The sequence below is a fragment of the Halopseudomonas sp. genome, from assembly GCF_047631575.1.
In the GTDB taxonomy this organism is placed as follows: Bacteria; Pseudomonadota; Gammaproteobacteria; order Pseudomonadales; family Pseudomonadaceae; genus Halopseudomonas.
Map to the genome: position 1 here is coordinate 507,111 of NZ_JBLIAB010000002.1, position 24,708 is coordinate 531,818.

The following is a 24,708-nucleotide window of genomic DNA, read 5'->3' on the forward strand; positions in this document are numbered from 1 at the left end:
AAGTCTCCGTTCCTTGAGTACGCTTGTATCCTGTAGGCTAAACCTGAATTGAAACTTAGATCGCAGGCAAGCCAAGCCTGGCCACCTACGCAAGGGACACTGCATGGCCGCTATCCACATCCCGATGCCCGCCCTGACCATTCGCGCCGGACACCAAGCCCTAGCGCACATCCGTAAAAATGGCCTCCAACCTGCCGATGTACACATGATTCCCGGTGCCGCCGGTGGGCCCAAGGCGCTGGGTATCCAAGGCCTGGATCTGGCCCTGTTTGGCGACTGGTTACCGCGCGTTGCACAACCGCGCAGTCTGATCGGCGCGTCAATCGGTAGTTGGCGCTTTGCCAGTGCCTGCCTGCCAGACCCGGTGGCTGGTCTGCGCAAGCTGGGCGAGCTGTATACCGCCCAGCGGTTCCCCAAGGGCATAAGCATTAACAGTATCAGTCAGCGCTGCGCAATAATGCTCGATGACTTGCTAAGCGGTCATACCGACAGCATCCTTGCCAACCCGCTGTACCAGCTCAACATTGTCGTAGTGAAAAGTCTTGGACTGCTGCGCCACGACAGCCATGCCCGACTGGGTCTGGGTCTAGGCGGCGTCATCGGCGCAAACATACTCGGCCGACGCCACCTTAAGCGCTTTTTTGAACGGGTTATCCTGCATGACCCAAGGCAACGACCGCCACTAGCCGATTTCAGCGATTTCATCAGTAGTCATGTCAGCCTTACAGCTGAGAACCTGCGCCCCGCCTTGCTCGCCTCAGGTTCGATTCCGATGGTGATGGAAGCCGTGCGCGAGATTCCCGGTGCCAGCGAGGGCGTATACCGTGACGGCGGTCTGCTCGACTATCATCTCGACCTGCCTTATCAGGCACCGGGTATCGTGCTGTATCCGCACTTTGTCGACAAGATAGTGCCTGGCTGGTTTGACAAGACCTTACCATGGCGTCGCGGGGACCCGCACCAGCTCAAAAGCGTGCTCTTGCTCGCACCATCACGGCAGTACCTCGCCAGCCTGCCCCACGGCAAACTCCCGGACCGCAAGGATTTCACTCGATTCGTTGGCAGAGATGCAGAACGAGAAGCCTACTGGCGCAAAGCAATGAGCGAAAGCGAAAGGCTTGGGGACGAATTTCTCGAACTGGTTGAAACTGGACGACTCATTGATCGCCTACAAACCCTTTAGTGACAAACCATACTGATGCACAGCTCAATCGCTCTCCCTGCAACAAGCCGCCACGCGCTGGATGATGCGCTGATCCTGCTACGCCTTGCGGTCGCTTACGCCGGCCTGACTGCAATCAGTCACTGGGTAGCCGGGCAGATCATGCACCGGATTGGAAATTTCTGGCACATCGACACCCAGTTTCTAATACTTGATGCCCTGTTCACTGCTGTCGTTCTGATTGGCAGCCTGGGAGTTGCCTGGCTATTGCAGCCCCGTGAGCCGTTCAGCTGGATGTTCGGGCGCAACCTCACTTTTGCCGGACTAGTGCCGGCCCTGCTGCTGGCAATAGCGATGGTACTGAGCGCCAATCCGCTGGCCGAGTGGTTCGACCTGCGTTGGCCCAAGGCGGAGTTTATGCACGACGTACACGGCCAGCCACAAATACTCACACCCTTGCTTGATCTTCAGGCCTGGCGGCTGGTTGGAGCGGTTGTAGTGGCTACGCTGTGGGTACCGTTGGCGGAAGAGGTCATTTTTCGGGGTTGGTTATTCAAGGCATTGCAACGCACGCGCCCGGGCTTGTGGTTGGCGCTGCCTGCCAGCACGCTGATCTTCGCATTGCTACATAGCTTCTACAGCGCTGGAGGCGTGATCGTAATTGCCCTGCTGGGCGCCGGATTAGGGTGGCTGCGCTGGAAGTATGATCAACTTTGGTTATGCGTCGTTGCGCACGCGACTTATAACGGTTTGACCCTGTGGATGGTCGCCGTTATTTGATCAATCCAGTACGCGGCGAGCACCCTTGAAGGTACGCTGCCAGTAGCTGGCCTGAAGTTCATCGATACGAACTTTGCCGCCGCTGCTGGGCGCATGCAGGAAGCGGCCTTCGCCAACGTAGATACCGGCGTGATCGATACGATTGCCGCTCATCGCAAACAACACCAGATCACCCGGTAGCAAAGCCTTGGCAGGTGCCTGATCCTTCAGCGCATTCAGACCAGCTGTAGTACGCGGCAAACTGACGCCCGCCGCTTCACGATAAACATAATTGATGAGGCCGCTGCAATCAAAGCCGGTGGCCGGTGAACTGCCACCGAACCGATACGGTGTACCAATTAGGCTAAAAGCACGAAAGATGACTTCGTTGTGTGCAGGCAGCCCAGAACTGGACGCGGCGACGGGTAAGGAAGCATTTGAGCCCAGCGCAGAAAAAGCACCGGCAGGCTGATCAGGTGAACTGGCGCAGCCAACAAGGGTCGCCAGCAGACAAGGAATAATCAGCAATTTCAAACGCATGCGTCGGCCTCATGAGTATCTTTATAGAATACTTAAGGCGACAGAGTGCCCTTGGATGCAGGTCAGGTCAAGTACGCAGACGTCTTCAGTGATTGACGGTATAGGCCAGCATCATTGAAAGTTGGCACATCGGGCGGCCACTAGCAGCGTGCAATTGGTTGAAAAAAGCCTGTGTCGCGGCCAGATCACGCTGGCTGGTGGGTACTTTGTCTACCACGCCGCGCGCTTTCAAAGCGGTGGCCACGTCGTCCGTCACGACGAAACTGTCCTTACCCACCATGCGCAAGAAACGCGGCGCGGACAGTCCGCCCAACTGGTTGCCCTGACGCTTCAATAGCAACCACAGACCGGTAATATCAGTCACCGGCCAGTTCGCAATCAGCCCGCCCATGCTGCCGTACTCGGTGCGTATATCGATCACCATCTGGGCGTTACGGGGCACGCTGCGCAATTTACCCAGGTGTCTTATCAAGCTTTTGTCCTGCATCAGACGCTCGATATGCTCCCCGCCCATCAACACGACTTTGTCCGGATCGAAGCCGAAAAAGGCCTTTTCAAAGGCGGGCCACTTCGCATCGACCAGACTGTGCTTGAGTCCAGCGCGAAAAACCCGCAGAGCCACGGCTGACAGATAGCGGTCATCGCCTATGGTTCGTAGCGCCCTGGAGTCACGCGGCACAGGCAGATTAGCTTCCATGGCCGCGCGCGAACCGAAGCGGTTCAGACAATACTCTTCCAGCTGTTTGTAGCCGTTCACCAGGAGCTCCCCTGTATGGCAATACTAGAAAACGCCTATGGTAACCACAAATTATCTCTGTGAAAAAACAAAACCCCCTGCCGGCCAGATGGCCGACAAGGGGCGATGCTCGATTTGGCATCCTGAGTCGAGATAACCCGAGGATCAGGTTTACCCGTTAACGCAGATAGACTGGACCCACTCCCATGCCCCAAAAAATCACCGACGTCGCCATCATCGCAACCAACACGACCAAGCCAACGGCGAGAATGGAGCTGGAAAACATGAAGCCTTCTTCGCTAGGTATGCCCATGAAGATTGGGATGCCTTGATAGAGGAGATAAACGGTGTAGCAAACCGCCGCAGTACCCACCAGCATGCCTAGCCAGAGGCTCGGATACAGCGCAGCTAGCCCAGCAATAAAAAGGGGCGTAGCCGTGTAAGCCGCAAAGATGATGCAGTCAGACAGTGACGGCGTTGAATGATAAGTCCGGGCCATCCAGTGGATAAAAGTACCCATGACCGCCACTCCGACGAGCATGGCGATATAAGACAGAACGGTCATTTGCAAGGCGCTTGTAGCGGTAAGCCGAACCGCGTCGATACTGCCAATAGCCCAGCCGACATGGGTAGTGCCTATATAGGCCGAAACGGCAGGGATTGCAGCGAGCAGCAGCACATGAGTAAGGTACATGTGACCGATGCTTTCTTCTTCGCCCTTGATCTCGCGCCATTCCTGATCGGGATGGGTGAATAATCCCACTACGTGGTGAATCATGGCCTGGTCTCCGAAGCTTTTTATTCATTCCCGCGGTCCTGACGTAACAGCCGGCCGTGGGTGTATGGGTGCGACGCTTTGTCGCAATACCTTGACCGTGACTATAATCAAAAAAACGCATCAAGTGCGCTTCATGCTTAGAGTGATTGGCAACTTCAAGGCTTCCCGTAATAGCGTTGGAGTATTAGCAAGGCTTCGTTAATCTCTTGAACCACTCTTGTTCTGCCCCCCCGGTCAGGATGATGGAGACTCATCAATTCACGGTAACGCAGCTTGATCCCCCGTGGATCAACCGGCTCTTCCAGCCCAAACACATCAAGTGCCGCGCCTACCTCCTTGGGACTCAGCGCAAAGTTGCCCTGCCGAAAGCCGTTGAGCAAGCGCTCCACATCCTCACCTTGGGTCGTCAACCACTGCTCCCAATCCAGATAATAACTGCGGAGCGGATTGCGCTCTTGCAACAGGGAGCCGGACTTATCTGCAACCAAGCGCGGAAGCATCCGGATACTCAAAGCATGTATCTGCAGCTCAAGATGACGCTTAGCCAGGCGATCAGACAGCCGGTAAAGCGCGTGAAAAAGCAGAAAGTGTGTCTGAAAAAGCAGTAGCGGCTCGCGCAGCGCGCCAGGCACGCCAAACACAGTATCGGGAAAGCGTTCGGCAAGGACCTTGATCAACGAAAACTCGTCTACCCCGCCCGGTGCTTCGGTCAGGCAGGCAAGTACGAAATCATCAAAACCTGCGGGTAGCAGATCGTCAGGAGCGGAAGTCGGCATTGCATCAGTCTAGCCCACTTCCCCGCCCAGCCCCAGTTCCAGCCCAGACCTGTGTGAACTGCAATCAACTTGTCATCTGGATCCGGTATTAGTACAGCACAACCGAATAGCAGAGGAACATTGCAATGAACAAATGGATCATGACCGCAGGCCTCGCCGCCGTATTAGCTGGACTGACAGCCTGCAATGCCGATAGCGAAGACGACCAGGCCGCCACGCCCGAGATGACGACACCCGGTAGTGTGTCGCTGAGTCTGCTTGGCCGATACGAATCAGACGAATTCGGCGTCAGCGCAGCCGAAATTCCCGCTTTTGATCCCGCCAATCGACAGATATTTGTCGTCAATGCGCGCAAAGGTGCCGTCGACGTACTGAATGCTGCAGATATCGCCAACCCGGTATTACTACAAAGTCTGATCGTAGAGAGCGTTGCCCCCGGCGCAATCGTCAATAGCATCGCCTATCGTGATGGTTACCTGGCCGTTGCGATCGAAGCCGAAACCAAGACTAACCCCGGCTTTGTTGCATTGTTCGATGCGACTACCCTTCAGCTATTGGGCTCAGTGCAGGTCGGAGCGCAGCCCGATATGCTGACCTTCACACCCGATGGCAAGTACCTGCTGGTAGCCAATGAAGGCGAGCCAAACGATGATTACAGCGTCGACCCAGTGGGCTCGGTCAGTGTTATCACCCTGGATGATCAAGGCCTAGCACAGGTGTCGACTGCCGGATTTACTGCCTTCAATAGCCAGGCAAATGCATTACGTAATGCTGGCGTACGTGTTTACGGGCCGAATGCGAGCGTCGCGCAGGATCTGGAACCGGAATACATTACCGTGACCGATGACAGCCAAATGGCCTGGATCGCCCTGCAGGAAAACAATGCAATAGCCAAACTCGATATAACCAGTGCCACTATCACCGATGTGCTGCCTTTGGGGTTCAAAGATTATGGACTTGCTACGAACGGTATCGATGCCAGTGATAATGACGGCGTTGTCTCGATTCGCCCGCGCCCCGGCGTATCAGGCATGTATCAACCTGATAGCATTGCCAGCTATAGCGCTAGCGGAAGGACCTACATCGTCACCGCAAATGAAGGCGACGCGCGTGCCTGGGGCGAAGACGACCAGACTTATTGGGACGGCGATGCCAACAAGGGCTTTGTTGAAGAATTCCGGGTCAAGCATCTGGTCAACGTTGACGGTTTTGACCGTCGCGCCGGAGACGACCTGCCGCCGCAACTGCGCGCACTGGGTACTGGCGCATTGCTCGATCCTTCAGTGTTTGGCTATTGCGGCGCTATCGCAGGCGATCCCGGCGAATGCCGCAGTGACGCAGAGCTGGGCCGTTTGAACATCACCTGGGTTGACGGCTATCGCCGCAACACCAATGGCGACCCGCTGATGTTCGATGCCACCGGCACGCAGAACGATGCCGGCACCCTACTGATGTACAGCCGTCTGTACTCGTATGGCGCCCGTTCTTTCTCGATCAGGGATGAGAATGGCGTCCTGGTTTGGGATTCAGCAGATCAGTTCGAGCAGTACCTAGCCGGCGAAGACTGCCGCGCAGCCAACGACCGCTCTATCCCCTGCAGGGACTACTTCAACACCGGACACAACGAGGGGAACGCACTGGACAGCCGCAGCGACGCCAAAGGCCCCGAACCAGAGGGTGTGGCACTCGGCAGGCTGGGCACCAAGACCTTCGCCTTCATCGGCCTGGAGCGTATGGGCGGCATCATGGTCTATGACATCACAGATCCCGCAGCACCCACCTTCGTTGACTACTACAACACCCGCGAAGACTTTATCCTAGACCCCGAGACCAATCTCGCCGCCGTGGGAGATTTGGGTCCTGAAGGACTCACCTTCATCTCTGCGGACCAGTCACCCAACGGCGAAGCACTGCTGGTTGTAGGTCATGAAGTCAGCGGCACCACCACCGTGTATCAAATCAACCAAAGCAACTGAGCCTGACTAAAGTAGATCCCCGCGTTCGTCCACGCGCACGCGGAGACCTATTTTGACCTTGGGATTCAAGCTGCATTGGGATTCAGCACCGACGTAAACGCCCAACCAGAGTGATTGCGGCCAGAATAACCACTCCTGCGACGACCCCTGCGCCGGCATTAATCAGGGTTGGCAGTAGACCGCCCAGCACAATGCCTACATAAGGCAGCCCGTTAGCCAGCTCTGCACTGTTTTGAATCCAATGATGCAACACGCCTACCCCGTGGGTCAGGATGCCACCGCCGACCATAAACATGGCCGCGGTGCCAACCACTGACAGCGTGCGCATCAACCAAGGTGCGAACCAGAGAATACCGGCGCCTATCTTCTGTGCTACGGCACTACCGCGTTGAGCCAGTGCCAAACCAGCGTCGTCCAACTTGACAATACCCGCTACCAGCCCGTAGACACCCGCGGTCATCACCAGCGCGATACCCGATACCACTATTACCTGCTGCAAAAATTCCGCATCGGCCACCGTACCCAGGGTAATAGCGATAATTTCAGCCGAAAGAATAAGATCGGTCCGCACTGCCCCTTTTATTTTCTCTTTCTCCCTAGCGACCACCTCGGCCGGCTCGAGGGACAGACTCTTCACCGTCTCTGCATGCTCGGCTTTGGTGTCATGCAAAAACCGGTGTGCCAGCTTTTCCGCACCTTCATAGCAAAGAAAAGCCCCGCCGAGCATCAACACAGGCGTTATTAGCCACGGGACCACAGCGCTGATTAGAAGCGCTGCCGGCACCAAAATCAGCTTGTTGCGAAAGGATCCCTTGGCAACAGCCCATACCACCGGCAACTCACGATCTGCTTTTACCCCAGTGACCTGTTGCGCATTCAGCGCCAGATCATCACCGAGTACGCCAGCGGTCTTTTTGGCAGCTACCTTGGTCATCAAAGAAACGTCATCAAGAATGGACGCAATATCATCAATCAACACGAGCAAACTGGTAGCCAAGGGCGACACTCCTTGTGTACGGCAATAAAAAAGGACAACAAGATGGGGTACTAGTATGTGCATCCTGCGCGCACACGCACACTACTCCAATGGTAGGCAACCAGCGGCAAAACACCAAAGCAGATTAAAGCTTGACCGGGGCATCACCCGCCGATGGAATAGTCGCCCACCATCAATCTCTGGTATTGGACACCCTCGGACGCCGAATGTTGAAGATCAAACTCACTTTCTCAAGCCGACAATAGATCCCCGCGAACGCGGGAACCTATTTTGACCTAGATCTTCATACCGACATCTCACTCCTGCGCAGCCAGATACTCGACCCCCTCCTGACGACTATCACGCACGGACTGCAGAAAATCGTCACCCCAGCGCTTTATATCGTTGTGCTGAACGATAGCGAACATGGCCCGTATCCGCGATTCACGGTCTGCTTGTCCCAGTGTCAAACCAAGGTACAGCGTGTCGCGTAAATCGTGAGGATCATGGGGGTTGGTCAGCAGTGCACCATGCAACTCGGCCGCGGCGCCGGCAAACTCGGACAGCACTAGCACACCCTTGCCATCACATAGCCCCTGCGTGGCCACATACTCCTTGGCAACCAGATTCAAACCATCACGCAATGGCGTGATCCACATCACATCAGCCATCAAATAGTAGGCAATCAAGTCACGGAACGGAAAAGCGCGGTAGAAAAAGTGCACGGGGGTCCAGCCCACCTGGGAAAAGCGACCATTGATGCGCCCTACCGCTTGTTCAATCTGATGCAAAAGCGTGTCGTAGATGGTCATCTCAGCCGCTGCGGGCACACAAATGGTCACCAGCGACACCTTGCCCATCAGCTCCGGATGCGCCTCAATCAAGGCCTCGAAGGCGAGCAACTTAGCCAGAATACCCTTGGTGTAATCCAGTCGCTCCACCGAAAGCACCACCCGTAGACCCTTAAGCTGTTCGCGCAAGGTTTCCATCTGAGCCTGACACTCGGGCTGATCAATCACTTCACGCACCCGTCCGATATCCAGCCCGACAGGATGCGCGCCAAGACCTATGTGCCGCCCGTGCACCGTCACACTGCGGGTCATACGGTCCAGACCTACTGCGCAACCATAGGTCAGGAATCGGGGGGCGCAGTCCTGACTGGTGAGCATCTCGACTGGCGCCACACCACGTATCACGTCAACAAAGTTTTCCGCCTGCCGCGGAATATGAAAACCGACATAATCACATTGCAACAGACTACCGATGATTTCACGACGCCAGGGCAGCACATTGAATACGTCTGCAGACGGAAAGTAGGTGTGGTGAAAAAACGCAATAGTCAGATCTGGCCGCAAAGGCCGCAGGAAAGCTGGCACCATCCACAGATTATAATCATGCAACCAGACCACCGCGCCTTCCGCAGCCTCGGCTGCGGTACGTTCAGCGAACAGACGATTGACCTTGAGGAACACCGACCAGTCCTCTTCGCGAAACACCGCACGCTCCCAGAAGGTATGCAGCGTCGGCCAGAACGCCTCCTTGGAGAAGCGCTTGTAGAAGACATCCACATCGTTCTTGGTCAAGGCAACCCGCGCGGCAACCAGATTTGCGTATCGATCGCTGTCGACTTTGGTATGCACTTCGAATGCGCGATCCTTGCGCGGGTCATGGATTGACCAGGCGACCCAGGAGCCCTGCTGGCCTTGGGCGAAGAAGCTTAGCAGGGTAGGCAGAATACCGTTCGGCGAGGTCGGCGGTCGACGAATCAAATGGCCGTCCTCGATGACCTCTTCATAGGGCAAACGGTGATAGACCATCACCAGATCCGCCTTACCCTTGATACCCAGTCCCGGTAATTCCGAATCAATGCCCATGGGCCCGAGAAAACCGAAATGACACAGCGCTTCAAGAATCCCGCCACAGCCACTAAGCTTGGCATGCAATACCTTGGCACGATCACTGGTGGCCTGCAGCAAACCCTGCTCGGATTCGCCGACACACACGCCTTTGAAACCCTGCTCATACATCGACAAGTCATTCAGCGTATCGCCAGCGACCAATACCTCGTCGAACTCGGCATCCAGATGTTTGATCAACCGCTTGAGCGTGGTGCCTTTGTTGACCCCGCCGGGTAATAGGTCCAGATACATGCCAGCCGAAAACAACACATCGCAGCCAAGCGCCAGGCCCGCTTCGCGGACTTCATCAGTCACCGCCCCAGGCTCGCAAAAGTAGGAGCAACGCCGTTGCTGCGGCACGTTCTGGCGTTCCAATCCGGCAAAACCGGCCATACGTTGCAGGACCACCTGCTCACCCGGCCAGGTCGACTCGATCTCGCTCTGCAGCGGATAGACCGCCTGCAGGGTCTCGCCGTCCACAACCGTAGCGCCAACATCGCAGATGATGTAATCGGGGCGTGGAATAGCCGGATCCGAGAGCAGCGGCACCACCACTTCCAGTCCGCGCCCAGTGACGAAGACCAGCTTGATACCTGGGTGGGCATCAATCAGTTGGTAAAGCCGCTGGCGATTATCCGGATCGCCGCCGAGAAAAGTTCCATCAAGATCAGTGGCCAGAATCATTGGCATTACTCCTGTTATCGGCTAGGCCAGTGTCGGCATCAATATCATTAATATGGTCCTCGACGTGCTCCGAGTCAGTCGACTCGGCGCCATCAAGCATCATGCCCAGAACCTCGGAAGAGGTCCGAACCATGGGAATATAGTGGGCAGCTTCATCGACGATCTTGTCAGCGCCCCGTCGCGATTGCAGCAGTGCATAAAGCCCACAAATCCCGAACATCACAGCAAAGAATATGGGCAGCGCCAGCGGAGCAGTCAGCCCCATCAGCCAACCCGCCAGCGCCGGGCCAACAGCGGCGCCCAATCCGTGCAGCATGAGCAACGAGGCGTTACCAGAAAGAATGTCTTCCTGGTGCAGGTGATCAATCAGGTGCGCTACGGCAGCTGGATAGACAGCAAAAGAACCCGCCCCGAACACCGCTGCCGCCACCAGCAACCATTGGCCCAACTGACCCAGCAGCGCCATCAACAGTCCGCCGGCAACTGCAATCATCGAAATAATCGCCAGCGCCAGACGTCTATCTGTCCGGTCTGACATCAGCCCTAACGGCCACTGGGACGCAGCGCCAGCGATAATGACCATGGAAACAAATGTCGCGATTTGTGGCGTGTCCATACCCATGCGGGCGGCATACACAGCGCCAAGACCCCAGAAGCCGCCCATCGCCAGCCCCGATAGCAATGCGGCGCCACACGCCACCGGCGCGGCTGTCCAAAGTCGGCGCCAGGACAGTCCCGCAGTGGAACCAATAACCGGCTGGGGGAGTCTGGTCGCAACCACTGGCATAAGTGCAGCGGTCACCAGGATAGCGGTCAACGCAAACAGGCCGAAACCCATTGGACTGTCCAGGCGCAGCAGTTGTTGGGCCAGCGCCAGGGAGCCGAGATTGACCGCCATGTATATGGCAAAAATTTGCCCTCGGCGCTCCGGCGGCGCCTGGGTGTTGAGCCAGCTCTCGATGACCGTGTAAATACCCACCAGCGCAGTACCAGTAATAAATCGCAGGACCAGCCACACCGGTGACTCAACCAGCAGTACATGGACCAGCACGGAGATGCCAACGGCCGCAGCAAAAAAAGCAAAGGAGCGCACATGGCCCATGCGCCGAATCAATTTTGGGCACAGCCATCCACCTAGAATGAATCCCGCGAAATAAGCCGAGCCGAGCAGGCCCAATGTCTGGTCAGTAAATCCTTCTCCGCTTCCCCTCAGGGCAAGCAGCGTATTAAGCAGACCGGTACCCAGCAATAGCAGCGCAATACCGCAGAGCAAAGCTGCAATAGGCAGCAGAATCTTGATCATGAAACTGAATCCCTGTGTAACTAAATGGACTCAGGCAGGCGGGTGTCAAAGAACGCAAAAGTGATTGAAGTTAATGTCTTTGTGTAAAAACCATACCCCAGCTGTAGGAAGGTTACCAGCCTTGAAAATTCCTGCCTGATGTAAAACGCACCTTCAATTATGGGCTGCACAACGGCTACACTGAACATCATACGTACAATTCAACTTCCCTTTTGGATCAACCCATGACGACCCCCAGAACGCTCGCCAGAAAGGTGTTTGCCCCGCTTCTTAATGCCCTTGATGGCGGCAACCAGCCACACCGTTATACACCCAAGGCCCGCTTGATACTGTGGATTACCGGTGGATTATTTCTTGCTCTGGCGACTGGCCTGGCGGTCTTTTTGCCAGAAGGAACCGATCCCGCCGTACTGATTCCGATTGGCATTTTTGGCATGGTGGGTCTGTTTGCCGTCATCGTCGCCTGGCTTGGCTCCGAGCGCGCTGTTGCTCGGGTCTGGGGTTCGCGCTAAGCGTCAACGGCAAAACCAGCCACCGCAATAGGAGACACACTGATGACCGAGAAAACCTTGCTTATCGTCGCCCATGCACCGTCAGACAACACCCGTCGCCTGGTCGAATCGATTCTCACCGGGGCCCGGCAGGGCGCCGGCGATACCGTTGAAGTCGTCTACAAACCGCCGTTGGATGCTACCCCTGCCGATGTCCTGGCGGCTGACGCCATTATTCTCGGCACCACTGAGAATCTCGCGTACATGAGTGGCGCCCTTAAGGATTTTTTCGATCGGTGTTACTACCCCGTACTCGAAGAGAAGCAGGGCATGCCCTGTGCAGCCTATATCCGCGCTGGTCAGGATGGCACAGGTACCTGTCGCGCAATCCAGTCCATCGTTACCGGCTTGCGCTGGTCATGGGCTCAGGATCCGCTGATTCTGCGCGGCGACTGGGATGCCGGATTCCTCGACCAGGTAGATGAGCTAGGCAAATACATGGCGGCCGCTTTAGGCGCAGGCATTATCTGATCATATCCACACCCAGCCGCTGGCGCCGGCGATCACTGCCAAAACAAGGATACTGCTCGCCCAGCGCGCCAACGTCCAACCACCGACAAACAAAACAATCGCAGCCTTGACCAGCGTGTTGGTCAGTGACGCCAACAAAATGCCCCGCGCAGCGACCGTATCGGACAACCCCTCTTTCGCCTGATTGGCAAGGGCGACGGTGATGGCGTCGACATCAGCGATTCCGGACAATACCGCCAATGCATAGATACCCTTGTCGCCAAACCAGTCCTGCGCCGCATTCGACATCACAAAAACCGCCGCCAGAGCCGCACTGATCAGCAACGCAGACTTCAGCTCCAACGGATTGCTTATAACCGGCTCGTGTTCCACCTCGCCGCCCTTGAAGCGCCAGAGCACGACACCCATTGCAACCAACGGAATAATTCCGAGTAACACCATTCCCGGCAGCAGTAACATCAACAAATCACGATTAACCACCGCTACCTCTAGCAGCACCCGAGGCGCCATGGTGCCACAGGCCAGCGCAATGCCCGCGCCTAGTACTGCCTGCCGGCGCGTATCATTGGCGGTCATGCGCGAGAAGCTCAAGGTGAGTGCTGTGCTGGATGTCAGACCACCAAGAAAAGCCGTCAACGTCAGGCCCACCCGATCACCGAGAATGCGCACCGCAAAATAGCCAACAAAACCGATTCCCGCGACCAGTAGAACCAACCAACCGATGACACGCGGATTGAGACTGTCCCATGGCCCCATGGATGCGTTCGGCAACAGCGGCAGCACTACCAACATTATTACCAGCAACTGCAGCGTGGCCGTCAACTCATGCCTGGACAGACTCTGTAGTACCCGTGAATCTCCTGTTTAAAGCCCAGCAACACCGCAGCACCCACCGCCGCGATCACCGCTTCGAGCTGCATATCCAGAACCGCCATGGCACCAAGCGCACAGGTCAGTAATGCAGCCACCTCGGTCGTCGTGCCAATATCACCGGTTGTGCGCACTGTTTGCAGATAACCCACCACCAGCATGGCGGCGACACCGACCAACACGGCCGCCAGCACCCATACCGACGTGGCGGCACTCAGCTGACCGGCAACACCGCCAAGCAGACCAAGCAGACCAAGCAGACCAAGCAGGGCAAAGGTTCGAATACCCATGACGGCCATGCCTGGGCCGGTGATAGAGCCCTTCTTGGGGCTCGTCTCAACCTCGTCGCCGTTCTCATTTTGCCAGCCGCGCTCAAAGCCGATAATTAAACCAACGGCCAGAGCCACTAGCAGTCCAGGAATGTCACCTGCGTATTCCATCATCTGCGCATTGTCCTGATGTTGTTAATAGCAAAAACATAGCACAGGCACGCCGTATTATTACTAAGGCGCGCGCCTCTTCTGCATCGCAGCGTAGCCGATTATACTTAGTACATGGATAAGCTGATGGCACGTGTTGAAGAATGTTACCGACTGGCAGAGAATCGTTTCGAGCGCCCTTTCGATCGGCCGCGGGTGGAACTTGATCTGCGCGGCCAGAAAGCCGGAGTGGCTTACCTGGGACGCAATCTACTGCGCTTCAACGGGCAGATGTATCGCGATCACAACGCAGATTTTTTACTGCAGACTGTCCCCCATGAGGCCGCGCACCTGATCGCCCACGAGCTGTTTGGCTCACGGATTCGCCCCCACGGCCCCCAATGGCAAGCCATCATGACGGACCTGTACCAACTGCCTGCAACCCGCTGCCACGATTATCCAGTGCAGCGCCGCCGGGGCACGCGCTACCTCTACCGGTGCGGCTGCCCGGCGCATATCCCGTTTACACCCCAGCGCCATGCACTGGTCAAACGTGGCCGGCGCTACCTATGCAGGCTCTGCGGCGATATGCTGCATTTCACTGGCAAGCAGGCTGCACAGTAATCAGGTTATTGGCGGTATCTGTGACGGAATTGGGGCTGGCATCCCGGGCTGCAGCGCCTGCAAACCCTCGAGTAATCGCAGATTGAGATCTATCGCCTTGTCCAGACGCGGCGGGTCAAAGCGCCCATCGATGGCAAAACCACCGGCTAGCATATCGCGCAGTAACGCATTGGATGATTCGGTGAGCGCACTGGCATCACGCAATGCCTGCAACAACCCTTCAGCGTATTGGCGCAGATCGCTGTTGACCGCACTGGCTGGTGCCGATTGCCCCGATACCCGCCCATAAGTTTCGCTCGCCTGACGCACGCTTTTTTGGCTTAGATTAAGCGACATCGAGGCCAGCTGACTGCCGTCCATATCCAGAGCCAGAGCCCGATCAAACGCCCCTTCCAGATCCCCGGCATAGAAATCACCCGCCAGATCCTGAACCTGCCCCAAGAGACTTTCCAATGATGAGCGCTCGGCATCACTCAAATCGCCCTGCACCTCGACCTGCCAGACACCTACCTGCAACTGGCTGCTCTGGGCACTCAACGTGACCCTGCTACCCTTCTCGTTGCCCGCCGCTGGTACCTGGCTGCTGGACTGACTGACCGACGCCTGTGCAATATTGATACGCAACAGGTCGCCCTCGCGGGTAGTGACTTCCAGATCGAAGGTCTGCGCCAGCGCAGAAAAGCGGCTGGCACTGGCAGACAGCGATACACCCTCCACACGGGCCTCAGACCCCGGCAGTAGAGGCTCGGCAGGCCCCTGCATGCTAGTCTGGATTCGCTGCCAGGTATCATCGATATCCGCAGCGACCTTGCCTTTGAGCACACCCATGCCATCGAGAATCTTGCGCGCTTCCTCGAAACCCTTTTCCACACCTTTGGCAGCCTGGTCATACATCTTCTGCAGCTCGGTGGTATCAGCGCCATTAGCCCGCGCCGTATCCAGCCGACCACCGATAAAGCCCAACACACGCTCAGCCACCTGGGTCGGCGCAAAGTTCTCGGCTTTACCGTTCAAACTGCCGGGTTTGAGGCCCATCTGTTCGGCCAGCCGGTTAGCCAGGGTTTTCTGCGCGTTGAGTTGCCTTGGCGCAGCAGACGACGACGTGCTGTGACGCAGGCCGCCAGGCGCAATGGAATTGGACTGATTCATCGGATACACCTCCAGTTGATTCCTGTATCGGCCACGCCCTTTAATACTGCAGGACCAATGGTCGGATTACCCCAGAGCCCCCGCGGCGCGCAAGCCTTCGATTTCCTCTACCGCCAGTCCCAGCTCACGTAGGGTGCCCATGGTGTCCTCACCGGGCTGCTTGCCAATATGCCGTGGTGCAGCAAGACCGCTACCAAACACGATAGGACAGGCCATCTGGTCCTGAGCGCGATCTGTGCCAGGCATCGGCACGGACTGCACCAGACCGCGCGCACGCAATTGCGGATGCGCCACCGCTTCGGACAGATTCAAAACCGGCTCCACACAGGCGTCCACCGCAGCAAAGCGGTCCTGCCAGTGGGCGAAATCCTCGCGGGCAAAGGCTTCGGTCAGTGTGCATTTTACCTGCTCTCGATCAGCCGCCAGCGGTGACAAGCCCTTGGCCACCAGCTCCGGGCAACCCAGCACCTGACACAACTGCTTCATGAACTGCGGTTCCAGGCTACCCACGGCCATCCAGCGCCCGTCGCGAGTCTGATAATAATCGTAGAAACTGCCGCCGTTGAGCACTGTAGACTCCAGCGCTGGCTCCTCCCCGGCAGCCAGGCAGGCCGCGCCCGCCATGGCATTCAAACTGAATACGCAATCGGTCATGCTGATATCCACGTGCTGCCCCTGCCCCGTGTGCTCACGATGAATAACCGCCGCCAACAATCCAGCCACTGCATGCATCGAGCCGCCGGCTATATCGGCTACCTGCATCCCAGGCGGCACTGGCCCACTGTCGCGCCGGCCGGTATAGCTGGCCAGGCCCGACAGGGCCAGGTAGTTGATGTCATGTCCGGCACGGTCGCGATAGGGGCCGGTTTGTCCGTAACCAGTGACCGACACATAAATCAGTCGTGGATTGACCTCCTTGAGCGCCGCATAGCCCACCCCCAGCTTGTCCATTACCCCTGGTCGAAACTGCTCCAGTACCACGTCGTACTCCATGACAAGCCGACGCACCACTTCAAGCGCTTCAGGCACCTTGAGATTGAGGCAGATGGATTCCTTGTTGCGATTCAAATACGCATGACTGGCAGAAGTGCCGTCAACATGCGGGGGTAAGACGCGGGTCAGGTCCACGCGGCCGGGCGATTCCACCCGCAGCACCTGCGCGCCCATGTCCGCAAGCAATAAAGAGGCAAAAGGACCGGGCAACAGGGTGGAGAAGTCGAGAATCTTAAGCGAAGCGAGGGGGCCGGACATGAAATCTCCTATTTATTTTTTTAGCAACACCTTGGTGCTTGTAGCTTACCCCGTCGTGCTTGTAGCGTGTAGTCAGGCCTTATCAGGAATCGCCAGCATGACCCAACGTATTGATGTGAACAGTCTTGCCAAGCGGCTGAAAGACCCCGGCGTCTGCGTCTTTGATGTGCGCTTTTATCTCGAGCAGCCGGCCCGCGGACGTAGTGATTTTGCCGCGGCGCATATTCCAGGTGCCCGCTACCTGCGTCTCGACGAGAACTTGTCGTCTTCGATCATTCCCGGCAAGACGGGTCGGCATCCGCTGCCTGACCCCGCACAATTCGAAGCATTAATGCGCCGCAACGGAATCAACCACGACACGCTGATCATCGCATGCGACGACGGCCCGGGGTTGTTCGCCTCCCGACTCTGGTGGCTACTGCGCTGGCTTGGCCACACACAGGTGAAAATCCTTGATGGCGGTTTTAAAGCCTGGCAGGCAGCGGGTCTTTCGGTCACGCAGGAAACACCGCGACCCGTCGCTGAAGGTCATTTTGTCGCCCACCCGGATCACAGCAAATTGATTGATGCCCAGGAAATAAGTCAACGGCTGGATGACCCCTCGCTACAACTGCTCGACGCTCGCGGTCCAGCGCGCTTCAGTGGCGAAAACGAGCCTATCGATCCAATCGCAGGACATATTCCCGGCGCGGCGAACCTGCCCTGTACCTCTAATATCGACAGTAACGGTTTCTGGCTGGACAGCCAACAGCTACGCACACGTTTCGAGCCTTGGATGGCCACCGATATCGAACTGGTCAGCTACTGCGGATCTGGCGTTACCGCTTGCCACAACATTTTAGCCGCAATAGAGGCTGGCTTGCCGGAGCCACGCCTCTACATCGGATCATGGAGTCAATGGATTACCGATCCGGACCGGCCTATAGCAACCGGAGCCTGAAGTGCAGTACGTTTAGCTGTACGCCGGGCCATCCGAGGCCCGGCGCAGTGCTTCAATATAGGGTCGCAAAGAGTAGCCCAACCGCGACTCGATATCGTCAGCCCATTGGCGCAAAGCCAGCTTCTCGAGAAATAGTTGCCCAGACTCTGGGACCAACAGCAGGATATTGCCCTCTTCCACGGGCACCTGCAGGTAGTAATCGCCGAACAACTTCTGCAGCATCCGGCCAGCATAGGGCTGACCGCTTGCGCCCAACTGCCATTGGTTGATCACCAATACTCCGCCCGGTCGCAACGCCTTGTGGCAACGCAGGAAGAACTCGGCTTGCAGTTGCAGGCGTGAAATACCGCCTTCCATATACAGATCGACAAACAACAAATCGCAACTGGCGGGGGCCTGGCTGATGTACTGCTCAGCGCAGCCAATCTTGATTGACAGTCGCGGGTCCTCGCTCAGGCCCAGCCAGCGCCGGCCGGCATCGACCACCGCCGGACGCAACTCCACCGCGGTCACCTGCCCCGGCTCGAAATGCGCCAACACACAGTTTGCCAGGCTACCACCGCCCAGCCCCAAAAGCGTGACCCGCGGTGGCTGCGGCAGCCAGAACAGAGCCAGTAACATGGCTCGCGTGTAATCGTATTCCAGCCAAGCCGGATCGACAGTAAAGGTGCAACTTTGTTCGGTCTGCTCGCCAAAATACAAAAAACGGTAAGCATCAGCTTCGGTCACCCGCAACGTACCGAAGTCGTCACGAATCTCTTCCAGCACCTTTTCTGGCCGGGCGTCCTCCAGAACATCATTACGGGACATGAAACGGCCTCCCCAGGCAGCGGTGAACAGGTGTCGGAGCCGTCGATAAAGCCGCTCGATCGAAGGTATAGGGTGTTTGAATGGCATATCTCAGGTTACCATCGTGGCTCGATACTTACACCCGATACCCCACAGCAGAGACCCCATGACCTCACACTGGACCCCTGACAGCTGGCGCAGTAAACCCATCACGCAGCAACCGACCTACGCTAACGCCGAGCATCTGGCCCGGGTCGAGCAGACTCTGGCCGGATACCCGCCACTGGTCTTTGCCGGTGAAGCACGTGAATTACGCAAGCAGTTTGCCGAAGTCACCCAGGGTCGCGCCTTCCTGTTGCAGGGTGGCGACTGCGCCGAAAGTTTCGCAGAATTTTCAGCACCCAAGATCCGCGACACCTTCAAGGTATTGCTGCAGATGGCAGTCGTCATGACCTTCGCCGCCAGCTGCCCGGTGGTCAAAGTCGGCCGCATGGCCGGGCAGTTCGCCAAGCCACGCTCGGCCAACGATGAGATTCAGGGCGACATCACCCTGCCCGCCTACCGCGGCGATATCATCAACAGCATTGGCTTCGAATCCACCGGCCGCGCCCCGGATCCCGAGCGTCTACTGATGGCCTACCACCAGTCCACCGCCACGCTGAATCTATTGCGCGCCTTCGCCCAGGGCGGCTTCGCCAGCCTCGACAAGGTGCACCAGTGGAATCTGGACTTTATCGCCAGCTCCGCTAACAGCGAACGCTTCGAGAGTCTGGCCGGACGTATCGAAGAAAGCCTCGGCTTCATGCAAGCCTGTGGCGTTGATCTCGAACATAGCGCTCAGCTGCGTGAAACGTCGTTCTTCACCGCCCACGAAGCCTTGCTGCTGAACTACGAACAGGCATTCACCCGCCGCGACAGCCTCACCGGCGACTGGTACGACTGCTCGGCACACATGCTCTGGATCGGCGACCGCACCCGTCAACCAGACGGCGCCCACGTCGAATTCATGCGCGGCATCAACAACCCGATCGGCGTCAAAACCGGCCCCACCACCGACCCCGACGAACTGTTGCGGCTGATCGACACCCTGAACCCGGAAAACGATCCCGGCCGCCTCAACCTCATCGTACGCATGGGCGCCGACAAGGTAGAAGCCCACATGCCCGCCCTTGTGCGCGCCATCGAACGGGAAGGCAAGCAGGTGTTGTGGAGCTCCGACCCGATGCACGGCAACACCATCAAAGCATCCAGCGGTTATAAAACCCGTGATTTTGCGGCGATCCTCGCCGAAGTCGAGCAGTTCTTCGCGGTACACAAAGCCGAAGGCACCTGGGCAGGCGGCATCCACATCGAAATGACCGGCCAGAACGTCACCGAATGCATCGGCGGCGCCACACCAGTCACCGAAGCAGGCCTGTCCGACCGCTACCACACCCACTGCGACCCCCGATTGAATGCCGATCAATCACTGGAGTTGGCCTTCATGATCGCCGAAACCCTGAAAAAGACCAGGCGCTGAAGCACTCCTCGACAACCACTAGATCAGGCGCGAAACACGCTCAAAACGGGTTACCGCGCCCCCCCAATCGTCATCCCCGCGAACGCGGGGACCCATTCCATTGTCGGGATTAAGTAATAGCGAGGTTATGCATTTCCCTGCGGGACCGTGCTGACACCACTAGCGTCAAGATGGATCCTCGCATTCGCGAGGATGACGAGGTGGTTAGCTCAATTCGATGCTCGCAAACACTGCCCGTACAACGTAAACGCCACGCCAAAGCCCCTCAAACGTCATCCTCGCGAACGCGGGGACCCATTTTCAGATTTACAGGACCCATCAGGCACCAACGATTTCATCCCACAAATCCCGCCACTGCGGGTTACACTTTTTCACGAACTCCAGCTTCCAAGCCCGGCGCCACTTCTTAAGTGCTTTCTCCCTTGCAATCGCCTCCTCCATACTGCCATGCGGCTCATACCAGACCAGCTCTTTGACCCCGTAACGCTGAGTAAGACCACCCAGCGTACCCTCCCTATGCTGCCAAACCCGCTGCACCAGATCCGCAGTCACGCCCCCATAAAGGGTGCCCCGACGACCCGACGCCATCACATATACTGCCGGCTGTTTCATGCCAGACCTCCCTGTCTACAACGTTCTCGCAGCTTAGCGCGCAGACCATTGCCGAGCACGGAACCACATCACACAATCGACCACCCAGCCGTCCACCCAGCAACATCCTCACCCACCTGGCCCTTGAGCCAACAACATCTAACCGCGCATAATACTGCCCTCGTTCAAAACACACAGGCCATCTCCATGTTCCGCTGGTTCGAAAAACGACTCGATCCCTTCCCCGTTGAAGAACCCCGCGAACCCCCGGGCACACTGCTCGCGTTCTGCCTGTACTTCACCCGCGGCACCTGGCTCTACCTGACCATAGCTGCACTGCTGATGGCATCAATCGCCGCTACGGAAGTCTGGCTATTCAGTTTTCTGGGCAACATCGTCGACTGGCTATCAGTACAGGACCGCACAACTCTGCTGCAAAACGAAGGTTGGAAGCTCGCTGGCATGGCTGCGCTTGTTATGCTGCTACTGCCACTGATGATTCTCGCCAACTCACTGGTCAGCCACCAGACGCTGATGGGTAACTACCCCATGCGCATCCGCTGGCTGGTGCACCGTTATTTGCTCAAGCAATCCATGGCCTTCTACCAGGACGAGTTTGCCGGACGCATCGCCACCAAACTGATGCAAACCGCATTGGCCGTGCGCGAGTGCGTGATCAAGCTGATCGACGTTCTCAACTATGTGGTCGTCTACTTTCTCGGCACCTTGGTGGTGGTCGGTATCGCTGATTGGCGTTTTACCCTGCCGATGATCGCCTGGCTGATTGGCTACATCCTGTTGATGCGTCACTTTATCCCATTGATGGGCAAAGTCGCCGAAGAACAGGCCGATGCGCGCTCGATCATGACCGGCCGGATCGTCGACAGTTACACCAACATCCAGACGGTCAAACTCTTCTCCCACTCCCGCCGTGAAGCAACCTATGCACGCGAAGGAATGGACGGATTCATGCACACCGTTTACCGTCAGATGCGCCTCGTCACCTGGGTCAACAGTTCGCTCTACATGCTCAATGGCTTACTGCTGATCAGCGTGACTGCCCTCGCCATCTGGCTATGGATCAACGAAGCCGCCACAATCGGCGCTGTTGCCGTAGCAACGGGTCTGGTATTACGTCTGTGGGGCATGTCCCAATGGATCATGTGGGAGCTGTCGGCCTTGTTTGAAAACATAGGCACCGTGCAGGACGGCATCAACTCCATCTCGCGCCCGCAACTGGTCGACGACGCCCCTGACGCCCAGCCGATCAAGGTCGAGCAGGGCGAGATCCGCTTTGAACACGTACGCTTCCATTACGGCAAGGAACAGGGCGTATTCGAAGACCTGCACCTGCACATCAGAGCCGGCGAAAAAATCGGCCTGGTCGGCCGCTCCGGCGCAGGCAAGTCGACCCTGGTCAATCTGCTGCTGCGTTTTCACGACATAGAAGGCGGGCAGATCTTGATCGATGGACAGAATATCGCCGACGTCACCCAGGACTCACTACGTCAGCACATCGGCATGGTCACTCAGGACACCTCTCTACTGCATCGCTCGGTTCGCGACAACATCCTCTATGGTCGTCCCAACGCGGATGAGGACATGCTCATACAGGCGGCCAAGCAGGCAAAGTCCGAGCACTTCATCCACGAGCTGGAAGATGCCAAAGGACGCAGCGGCTTTGATGCCCATGTTGGAGAGCGCGGCGTCAAACTCTCCGGCGGCCAGCGCCAGCGCATTGCTATTGCCCGCGTCATGCTCAAGGATGCACCTATCCTCATCCTCGATGAAGCCACTTCCGCGCTGGATTCGGAAGTCGAAGCAGCCATTCAGGAAAATCTTAATACCCTGATGCAGGGCAAAACCGTCATAGCCATCGCCCACCGCCTCTCCACCATCGCCGCAATGGACCGTCTGGTAGTCATGGATCAGGGTCGGATCATCGAAGATGGTACCCATACCGAGTTACTGGAGCGCAGCGGCTTGTATGCCCAGCTCTGGGCACGGCAGTCGGGTGGCTTTCTGGGCGAGGACGTGGAGTGAGCGACGTATAATGCTTGCCCTCGCCCCGTCATTCTGTACACAACCCACCCTCATTCGCGCCTACGCGGGAATCCATTTTGACCTCCCGCATCTAAATCAATAACCCCCGTCCGAGCAGCAAACCCTATCGCCCATCATCAACCCCACCCATAAAGCCCACCCAAAGGAAAAAACCCGGCTAAGATAGAGCAATTACACTAAAAACAAGGACGCCCTATGAGAGCACTTTTTCCTGTCACGCTTCTGGCAAGCCTGATCTCCGCCAGCGCATTCGCCACTAACTACTCCACCCCAACACCCCTGGTCGCTCCATCCGAATTTAAAGGCGTGCACGGCCTTGCCGTAGATCAACAGGGTCGTTTGCTTGCTGGCAGCGTTGTGGGTAACAGCATCTATCAGGTTGACAAGCAGACTGGGGTAGCCCGCATTCTGGTCGGCCCGGATGAAGGCCAAGCAGACGACATTGCTATCGGCCCCAACGGCGAAATGGCCTGGACCGGGTTCTACCTAGGCAAGGTCATGTACCGCGAAAACGACGATGCTCCCATCAAGGTACTCGTCGAAGGCAAGCCCGGTATCAACTCCATCGCGTTCAACCAGAAAACCGGACAGCTTTACGCCAGCCAGGTATTTCTCGGTGACGCACTCTGGGAGCTCGACCCCAAGGGCGAAAAAGAGCCCCGGTTGATCAACAAGGATATGGGCGGCTTCAATGGCTTCGAGGTCGGAACTGACGGCTCACTGTATGGACCGTTGTGGTTCAAAGGCATTGCGGTCAAGATCGACCCTAGTAATGGCAACATTGAAACCATAGCCGACGGATTTGGTATACCAGCGGCGGTCAACTTTGACTCCAAAGGTAACCTCTACGTCGTCGACACCCTGACCGGAAAACTGATGCGCGTAGACGCTGCCGAGCTCAAATCGGGTGCAGCAGAACCAAAGATGGTCGCGCAGCTCAGTACTGCGTTAGACAACCTGGCCATTGATCCGCAAGACAATATTTTTGTCTCAAACATGGCCGACAACTCGATCCAACAGGTCGATCCGAAAACAGGTGAAGTTCGCGTTATTACCTCGGGCGAGCTTGCAGTACCCGCTGGAACCGCCCTCTCAGACGATGGCAAGACGCTATACGTCGCAGATGTTTTTGCATTTCGCGCGGTCGATACCACCAGCGGGAAGGTAACAGACCTGCGTCGCGCCCACGGCTCCGACGCTGAGTACCCAGTGGCCGTCAACCTCAGCAACGACCTTTTGCTCGCCACCAGCTTTTCGACCGGCACCCTGCACCTCATAGACCGCCTGGACAACACCACAATAGCTATGGTGCACGGGCTCAATGCGCCCTCTGATGCAGTCGAACTGGATGATGGGAGCATAGTCGTCAGCGAAATGGGTAGCGGCTCGCTGATCCACTTGTCTGGCGATGAACTAAAAATCAAACGCACCCTGACCACCGATCTGTTTGGCCCGGTACAGATGATTCGAGGTCAGGATGGACAGATCTACCTCACCGAAGTCGCAGGTTTTCTTACCCGCGTCGATCCCAAAAGCGGTGAAATAACACGACTAGCCAAAGACCTGAAAATGCCCGAAGGACTTGCTCAAGCGTCTGACGGCAGCTTCATCATTGCAGAAACCGGTGTGCGCCGTCTGATCAAGCTGGACGCAACCAACGGCGAACAAACCGTCCTGGCCGACAACCTACCCATCGGCTTCCCCCCCGGCCCAGGCATGCCGCCAAGCGGAATACCGACCGGGGTAGAAATCGCCGATGACGGCACGCTGTATTTCACATCCGATGTGGATAACGGGTTGTACAAGATCATACCCGCTGGAAACTGAGCTCATCTGTTTGTAGTGGTCTACTCAGACAGGCAGTTCTCTGTGTGTCTGAGAA

23 protein-coding genes are annotated in these 24,708 nt (G+C 57.1%); 10 read left to right on the plus strand and 13 right to left on the minus strand.

Features of this window, described 5'->3' with window-relative positions; genetic code table 11:
* Positions 1 to 103 precede the first annotated feature (103 nt).
* Together ACJAXR_RS06350 and ACJAXR_RS06355 are read left to right on the plus strand one after the other, a co-directional pair.
* Positions 104 to 1,183 (plus strand): patatin-like phospholipase family protein, encoded by a 1,080-nt coding sequence (locus ACJAXR_RS06350; protein WP_415057402.1) that lies wholly within the window; start codon positions 104 to 106, stop codon positions 1,181 to 1,183.
* A 15-nt stretch (positions 1,184 to 1,198) separates the two neighbouring features.
* Complete coding sequence (locus ACJAXR_RS06355) at positions 1,199 to 1,942, plus strand: lysostaphin resistance A-like protein (protein ID WP_415057403.1); 744 nt, start codon at positions 1,199 to 1,201, stop codon at positions 1,940 to 1,942.
* On the opposite strand, the gene ACJAXR_RS06360 is transcribed toward ACJAXR_RS06355, so the two are convergent.
* The 4 genes from ACJAXR_RS06360 to ACJAXR_RS06375 all read right to left on the minus strand — a co-directional run bounded on the left by ACJAXR_RS06360 (position 1,943) and on the right by ACJAXR_RS06375 (position 4,751).
* Entirely contained in the window at positions 1,943 to 2,461 is a 519-nt protein-coding gene (locus ACJAXR_RS06360) for a C40 family peptidase (protein ID WP_415057404.1), read from the minus strand. It lies immediately after the preceding gene.
* 85 nt (positions 2,462 to 2,546) lie between these two features.
* On the minus strand, positions 2,547 to 3,218 hold the full coding sequence (locus ACJAXR_RS06365; RefSeq protein ID WP_415057405.1) for a DNA-3-methyladenine glycosylase I: 672 nt from the start codon (positions 3,216 to 3,218) through the stop codon (positions 2,547 to 2,549).
* A 157-nt stretch (positions 3,219 to 3,375) separates the two neighbouring features.
* Positions 3,376 to 3,975 (minus strand): Yip1 family protein, encoded by a 600-nt coding sequence (locus ACJAXR_RS06370; RefSeq protein ID WP_415057406.1) that lies wholly within the window; start codon positions 3,973 to 3,975, stop codon positions 3,376 to 3,378.
* A gap of 155 nt (positions 3,976 to 4,130) precedes the next feature.
* A complete protein-coding gene (locus tag ACJAXR_RS06375; RefSeq protein ID WP_415057407.1) occupies positions 4,131 to 4,751 on the minus strand; it encodes a DNA-J related domain-containing protein in 621 nt (206 codons plus the stop codon).
* 125 nt (positions 4,752 to 4,876) lie between these two features.
* Here ACJAXR_RS06375 and ACJAXR_RS06380 point away from each other — a divergent pair, with 125 nt between their 5' ends.
* Positions 4,877 to 6,727, plus strand: a complete 1,851-nt coding sequence (locus ACJAXR_RS06380; protein WP_415057408.1) for a choice-of-anchor I family protein — start codon at positions 4,877 to 4,879, stop codon at positions 6,725 to 6,727.
* An 82-nt stretch (positions 6,728 to 6,809) separates the two neighbouring features.
* On the opposite strand, the gene ACJAXR_RS06385 is transcribed toward ACJAXR_RS06380, so the two are convergent.
* From ACJAXR_RS06385 to ACJAXR_RS06395, 3 genes are all read right to left on the minus strand, one after another.
* A complete protein-coding gene (locus ACJAXR_RS06385; RefSeq protein WP_415057409.1) occupies positions 6,810 to 7,724 on the minus strand; it encodes a DUF808 domain-containing protein in 915 nt (304 codons plus the stop codon).
* A 296-nt stretch (positions 7,725 to 8,020) separates the two neighbouring features.
* Positions 8,021 to 10,285 carry a glucosylglycerol-phosphate synthase gene (gene ggpS / locus ACJAXR_RS06390; RefSeq protein WP_415057410.1) on the minus strand — a complete coding sequence of 755 codons (2,265 nt, stop codon included), beginning with the start codon at positions 10,283 to 10,285 and terminating at the stop codon, positions 8,021 to 8,023.
* Entirely contained in the window at positions 10,269 to 11,588 is a 1,320-nt protein-coding gene (locus ACJAXR_RS06395) for an MFS transporter (protein ID WP_415057411.1), read from the minus strand. Before ACJAXR_RS06395 ends, ggpS begins: the two co-directional genes overlap by 17 nt.
* 224 nt (positions 11,589 to 11,812) lie before the next feature.
* Here ACJAXR_RS06395 and ACJAXR_RS06400 point away from each other — a divergent pair, with 224 nt between their 5' ends.
* Together ACJAXR_RS06400 and ACJAXR_RS06405 are read left to right on the plus strand one after the other, a co-directional pair.
* Positions 11,813 to 12,100 (plus strand): hypothetical protein, encoded by a 288-nt coding sequence (locus ACJAXR_RS06400; protein WP_415057412.1) that lies wholly within the window; start codon positions 11,813 to 11,815, stop codon positions 12,098 to 12,100.
* A gap of 42 nt (positions 12,101 to 12,142) precedes the next feature.
* Complete coding sequence (locus tag ACJAXR_RS06405) at positions 12,143 to 12,610, plus strand: flavodoxin family protein (protein ID WP_415057413.1); 468 nt, start codon at positions 12,143 to 12,145, stop codon at positions 12,608 to 12,610.
* Here the strand turns inward: ACJAXR_RS06405 and ACJAXR_RS06410 are convergent, their stop codons facing one another.
* On the minus strand, positions 12,611 to 13,432 hold the full coding sequence (locus ACJAXR_RS06410) for an MgtC/SapB family protein (RefSeq protein WP_415057414.1): 822 nt from the start codon (positions 13,430 to 13,432) through the stop codon (positions 12,611 to 12,613). It abuts the gene before it with no gap.
* Entirely contained in the window at positions 13,429 to 13,923 is a 495-nt protein-coding gene (locus ACJAXR_RS06415) for an MgtC/SapB family protein (RefSeq protein WP_415057415.1), read from the minus strand. Before ACJAXR_RS06415 ends, ACJAXR_RS06410 begins: the two co-directional genes overlap by 4 nt.
* Before the next feature lie 111 nt (positions 13,924 to 14,034).
* Here ACJAXR_RS06415 and ACJAXR_RS06420 point away from each other — a divergent pair, with 111 nt between their 5' ends.
* Positions 14,035 to 14,523: a SprT family zinc-dependent metalloprotease gene (locus tag ACJAXR_RS06420; protein WP_415057416.1), complete on the plus strand. Its 489-nt coding sequence runs from the start codon at positions 14,035 to 14,037 to the stop codon at positions 14,521 to 14,523.
* On the opposite strand, the gene ACJAXR_RS06425 is transcribed toward ACJAXR_RS06420, so the two are convergent.
* Positions 14,524 to 15,672, minus strand: a complete 1,149-nt coding sequence (locus tag ACJAXR_RS06425; protein WP_415057417.1) for a DUF5610 domain-containing protein — start codon at positions 15,670 to 15,672, stop codon at positions 14,524 to 14,526.
* A gap of 66 nt (positions 15,673 to 15,738) precedes the next feature.
* Positions 15,739 to 16,923, minus strand: coding sequence for a CaiB/BaiF CoA transferase family protein (locus ACJAXR_RS06430; RefSeq protein WP_415057418.1), 1,185 nt, complete (start codon positions 16,921 to 16,923; stop codon positions 15,739 to 15,741).
* Positions 16,924 to 17,020: 97 nt separating this feature from the next.
* Between ACJAXR_RS06430 and ACJAXR_RS06435 the strand changes: the two genes are divergently transcribed.
* Complete coding sequence (locus ACJAXR_RS06435) at positions 17,021 to 17,863, plus strand: sulfurtransferase (RefSeq protein ID WP_415057419.1); 843 nt, start codon at positions 17,021 to 17,023, stop codon at positions 17,861 to 17,863.
* Between the two features lie 12 nt (positions 17,864 to 17,875).
* Here the strand turns inward: ACJAXR_RS06435 and ACJAXR_RS06440 are convergent, their stop codons facing one another.
* Positions 17,876 to 18,673, minus strand: coding sequence for a spermidine synthase (locus ACJAXR_RS06440; RefSeq protein ID WP_415057420.1), 798 nt, complete (start codon positions 18,671 to 18,673; stop codon positions 17,876 to 17,878).
* A 145-nt stretch (positions 18,674 to 18,818) separates the two neighbouring features.
* On the opposite strand from ACJAXR_RS06440, the gene ACJAXR_RS06445 reads away from it, so the two are divergent.
* Positions 18,819 to 20,171 carry a class II 3-deoxy-7-phosphoheptulonate synthase gene (locus ACJAXR_RS06445; RefSeq protein WP_415057486.1) on the plus strand — a complete coding sequence of 451 codons (1,353 nt, stop codon included), beginning with the start codon at positions 18,819 to 18,821 and terminating at the stop codon, positions 20,169 to 20,171.
* A 318-nt stretch (positions 20,172 to 20,489) separates the two neighbouring features.
* Here the strand turns inward: ACJAXR_RS06445 and ACJAXR_RS06450 are convergent, their stop codons facing one another.
* The gene (locus tag ACJAXR_RS06450) at positions 20,490 to 20,783 is read right to left on the minus strand and encodes a GIY-YIG nuclease family protein (protein WP_415057421.1); all 294 of its coding nucleotides are present in this window, start codon (positions 20,781 to 20,783) and stop codon (positions 20,490 to 20,492) included.
* 186 nt (positions 20,784 to 20,969) lie between these two features.
* Here ACJAXR_RS06450 and ACJAXR_RS06455 point away from each other — a divergent pair, with 186 nt between their 5' ends.
* Together ACJAXR_RS06455 and ACJAXR_RS06460 are read left to right on the plus strand one after the other, a co-directional pair.
* Positions 20,970 to 22,805, plus strand: coding sequence for an ABC transporter ATP-binding protein (locus tag ACJAXR_RS06455; protein ID WP_415057422.1), 1,836 nt, complete (start codon positions 20,970 to 20,972; stop codon positions 22,803 to 22,805).
* Positions 22,806 to 23,021: 216 nt separating this feature from the next.
* Positions 23,022 to 24,653 (plus strand): SMP-30/gluconolactonase/LRE family protein, encoded by a 1,632-nt coding sequence (locus tag ACJAXR_RS06460; protein WP_415057423.1) that lies wholly within the window; start codon positions 23,022 to 23,024, stop codon positions 24,651 to 24,653.
* The last annotated feature ends 55 nt before the right edge of the window (positions 24,654 to 24,708 follow it).

Bases quoted from the DNA above. Each gene is read 5' to 3' on its own strand.
- ACJAXR_RS06350 (WP_415057402.1), top strand. From the start codon at position 104: ATGGCCGCTATCCACATCCCGATGCCCGCCCTGACCATTCGCGCCGGA.
- ACJAXR_RS06355 (WP_415057403.1), top strand. From the start codon at position 1,199: ATGCACAGCTCAATCGCTCTCCCTGCAACAAGCCGCCACGCGCTGGAT.
- ACJAXR_RS06360 (WP_415057404.1), bottom strand. From the start codon at position 2,461: ATGCGTTTGAAATTGCTGATTATTCCTTGTCTGCTGGCGACCCTTGTT.
- ACJAXR_RS06370 (WP_415057406.1), bottom strand. From the start codon at position 3,975: ATGATTCACCACGTAGTGGGATTATTCACCCATCCCGATCAGGAATGG.
- ACJAXR_RS06375 (WP_415057407.1), bottom strand. From the start codon at position 4,751: ATGCCGACTTCCGCTCCTGACGATCTGCTACCCGCAGGTTTTGATGAT.
- ACJAXR_RS06380 (WP_415057408.1), top strand. From the start codon at position 4,877: ATGAACAAATGGATCATGACCGCAGGCCTCGCCGCCGTATTAGCTGGA.
- ggpS (WP_415057410.1), bottom strand. From the start codon at position 10,285: ATGATTCTGGCCACTGATCTTGATGGAACTTTTCTCGGCGGCGATCCG.
- ACJAXR_RS06395 (WP_415057411.1), bottom strand. From the start codon at position 11,588: ATGATCAAGATTCTGCTGCCTATTGCAGCTTTGCTCTGCGGTATTGCG.
- ACJAXR_RS06400 (WP_415057412.1), top strand. From the start codon at position 11,813: ATGACGACCCCCAGAACGCTCGCCAGAAAGGTGTTTGCCCCGCTTCTT.
- ACJAXR_RS06405 (WP_415057413.1), top strand. From the start codon at position 12,143: ATGACCGAGAAAACCTTGCTTATCGTCGCCCATGCACCGTCAGACAAC.
- ACJAXR_RS06415 (WP_415057415.1), bottom strand. From the start codon at position 13,923: ATGATGGAATACGCAGGTGACATTCCTGGACTGCTAGTGGCTCTGGCC.
- ACJAXR_RS06420 (WP_415057416.1), top strand. From the start codon at position 14,035: ATGGATAAGCTGATGGCACGTGTTGAAGAATGTTACCGACTGGCAGAG.
- ACJAXR_RS06425 (WP_415057417.1), bottom strand. From the start codon at position 15,672: ATGAATCAGTCCAATTCCATTGCGCCTGGCGGCCTGCGTCACAGCACG.
- ACJAXR_RS06430 (WP_415057418.1), bottom strand. From the start codon at position 16,923: ATGTCCGGCCCCCTCGCTTCGCTTAAGATTCTCGACTTCTCCACCCTG.
- ACJAXR_RS06435 (WP_415057419.1), top strand. From the start codon at position 17,021: ATGACCCAACGTATTGATGTGAACAGTCTTGCCAAGCGGCTGAAAGAC.
- ACJAXR_RS06440 (WP_415057420.1), bottom strand. From the start codon at position 18,673: ATGTCCCGTAATGATGTTCTGGAGGACGCCCGGCCAGAAAAGGTGCTG.
- ACJAXR_RS06445 (WP_415057486.1), top strand. From the start codon at position 18,819: ATGACCTCACACTGGACCCCTGACAGCTGGCGCAGTAAACCCATCACG.
- ACJAXR_RS06450 (WP_415057421.1), bottom strand. From the start codon at position 20,783: ATGAAACAGCCGGCAGTATATGTGATGGCGTCGGGTCGTCGGGGCACC.
- ACJAXR_RS06455 (WP_415057422.1), top strand. From the start codon at position 20,970: ATGTTCCGCTGGTTCGAAAAACGACTCGATCCCTTCCCCGTTGAAGAA.
- ACJAXR_RS06460 (WP_415057423.1), top strand. From the start codon at position 23,022: ATGAGAGCACTTTTTCCTGTCACGCTTCTGGCAAGCCTGATCTCCGCC.